Raw genomic sequence first — 2,225 nt, 5'->3', positions numbered from 1 at the left:
CGGCACGCCCGGCCGCGGGGCCGGCGACGGTCTCCCCGGCGGCGGAGCGGCGGGGCGGGACGATCGGAACGGCCCGGCAGGGCCGGGCCAGCGGGACGGCGGCGGTACTCCGGGCCGCGGGGGAGGCGCGGGCGGTCTGCTCAACGGCGCGACCGTGAGCCCCGAGGCCGGGGAACTACTGGAGGCCGACGCCGACAGCTACACCTGGGCCGCCGCCGCGGTCGGCTCCCAGACCGCGGCCGGCTACCAGCTGGCGACCGGCGAGCCCGTGATGGCGGTCGGCGGCTTCAACGGCACGGACCCCTCGCCGACACTCGCCCAGTTCCAGCGGTACGTGGCGGAGGGGAGGATCCACTACTTCATCGCGGGCGGCGCGGGCGGCCGTGCGGACGGAGGCGGCGGCGCGGGCCGCGAGTCGGGCACCTCCTCGCAGATCACCTCCTGGGTGGAGGAGAACTTCGAGGAGGTGACGGTGGGCTCCGCCACCTTCTACGACCTCACCGGTGAGGCCGGCGGCTGACAGCCGTTCAGCGGGCTTCGCGTGGTGGGCGGGAGCCTCCGGCCAGTCCTGGCCGGAGGCTCCCGCCCACGGGGCCGCATCCGGTCAGGTGCTCGCGGTCTCGGTCTCGTCCGGGTGGAGGCCGTCGAGGATGAGGGCGAGGCCGAAGTCGAACTCCCCGGCGTAGTCGTAGCCGGGCCGAAGCACGTGCTCGACGGCCAGTTCGGCGAGGTGCGGGTAGGCGTCGGCGGGCATCTCGCGCAGGATCGCGCCCGCGACCTCGTCCTGCTCGGCCGCGCCGGTGAACGGCAGGTTCAGCTCCTGGAGCACGAAGCCGTACAGGTAGCTGTCGATCAGTGAGACGGCGTGCGCGGCCATCCGGACGGAGAAGCCCCCGGCGCGCAGGGCCCCGATGACGGCGTCGTGGTGGCGCAGGGTGGCCGGGCCGGGCCGGGAGCGGGAGTCCATCAGGCCGACGGCCCACGGGTGGCGCAGGAGGACGGCGCGCGCGGAGACCGCGCGCCGGCGCATGGAGCTCCTCCAGTCCGTGTCGCGCGGCGGCAGTTCGATCTCGCCGAAGACCGCGTCCACCATGCCGTCGAGGATGTCCTCCTTGCCCGACACGTGGTGGTAGATCGACATCGCCTCGACGCCCAGCGGCCCGGCGATGGCCCGCATGGTGAGCGCGGCCGACCCCTTCTCGTCCGCCACCGCCACCGCGGCGCGGATCACGCGCTCCCGGCTGAGCGGGGTGCGCGCCGGCGCCCCGCTCCGGACCTTTCCCGCCTCGGGCATCCGCCTCTCCTCTCGCCCCGCTTGACCACCTTACGGCGTAAGGCTAGCGTACCTTACAACGTAAGGCGGAAACGCCGAAGACTCCGGCGGAAGGGCTGGGCCATGGACACGGATCGGATGAAGAGGGTCTGCATCGTCGGGGCTTCGGGGAAGCTCGGGCAGTACATGGTCCGGCACGCGCTGGAGCGCGGCTACGAGGTCGTCGGCGTGTGCCGGGAGCGCAGCGTGCCGAAACTGGCCGAGTTCGAGGGCCGGATGACCGTCGTCCCCGGGGACACGAACGACCGGGAGGTGATCCGGCGCGCGGTCGCCGGATGCGACGGGGTGCTGACGGTGCTGGTGCCCTGGGGGGTGCGGCAGTACTCGTCGGGCACGGCGCAGGCGGTGCTCGACCACGCGCGGCCGGGCGCGCGCCTGGTCTTCTCCTGCGGCTGGCACATCACCCGCGACGGCGAGGACAGGTACTCGCCCCTGTTCCGGCTGGGCGTCAAGGTCGCCGCCCGGGTGGGCAGGCTCGTGCGCTACGTCGAGATCGACGACCAGGTGGAGGCCTGCCGCCGGATCTTCGCCAGCGACACCCGGTGGACCGTGGTGCGCGGCAGCAGCCTGGAGGAGGGCGAGAGCCAGGGCCTGCCCGTGTGGAGCCGGCACGTGGGCGACCCGGTGCTGGCCAGCGACAAGACGCGCCGGGTGGACTTCGCGCTGTTCATGGTGGAGGCGCTCACCGACGACGCGCTCATACGTGAGGCCCCGGCGATCGTCGGCCGCCTCACCCCCAGCGCCCTGGCCCACGCCGGAGGCCGTAGTGGTGGCCGTGCCGGGGGCCGCGCGAACACGGCCGGCTGAACCGGACCCGGTCGTACCGCACGCGGGCGGCCCGCGCCGGGGCGTCCCCCGCCGGGCCCCCCCCCCGGGCCGTCGCCCCCCGGGC

At 74.7% G+C, this 2,225-nt stretch carries 3 protein-coding genes; 2 read left to right on the top strand and 1 reads right to left on the bottom strand.

Annotated elements, in window-relative coordinates:
• A partial coding sequence (locus AC2CJA_RS26270) for a mannosyltransferase YkcB-related protein (RefSeq protein ID WP_484605155.1) occupies nucleotides 1-520 on the top strand: 520 nt, incomplete at its 5' end.
• An 84-nt stretch (nucleotides 521-604) separates the two neighbouring features.
• Here the strand turns inward: AC2CJA_RS26270 and AC2CJA_RS26265 are convergent.
• On the bottom strand, nucleotides 605-1,294 hold the full coding sequence (locus AC2CJA_RS26265) for a TetR/AcrR family transcriptional regulator (RefSeq protein ID WP_241718531.1): 690 nt from the start codon (nucleotides 1,292-1,294) through the stop codon (nucleotides 605-607).
• 102 nt (nucleotides 1,295-1,396) lie between these two features.
• On the opposite strand from AC2CJA_RS26265, the gene AC2CJA_RS26260 reads away from it, so the two are divergent.
• Nucleotides 1,397-2,140: an NAD(P)-dependent oxidoreductase gene (locus AC2CJA_RS26260; RefSeq protein WP_484605154.1), complete on the top strand. Its 744-nt coding sequence runs from the start codon at nucleotides 1,397-1,399 to the stop codon at nucleotides 2,138-2,140.
• Nucleotides 2,141-2,225 lie beyond the last annotated feature (85 nt).

The organism is Streptomyces sp. ATLC9 (genome assembly GCF_057196705.1).
Note: the sequence above shows the minus strand (reverse complement) of the source record. Positions and strands in the feature narration are given on the sequence as shown.

Coding starts and splice junctions, on each gene's coding strand:
- AC2CJA_RS26265 (WP_241718531.1), bottom strand. CDS start 1,294: ATGCCCGAGGCGGGAAAGGTCCGGAGCGGGGCGCCGGCGCGCACCCCG.
- AC2CJA_RS26260 (WP_484605154.1), top strand. CDS start 1,397: ATGGACACGGATCGGATGAAGAGGGTCTGCATCGTCGGGGCTTCGGGG.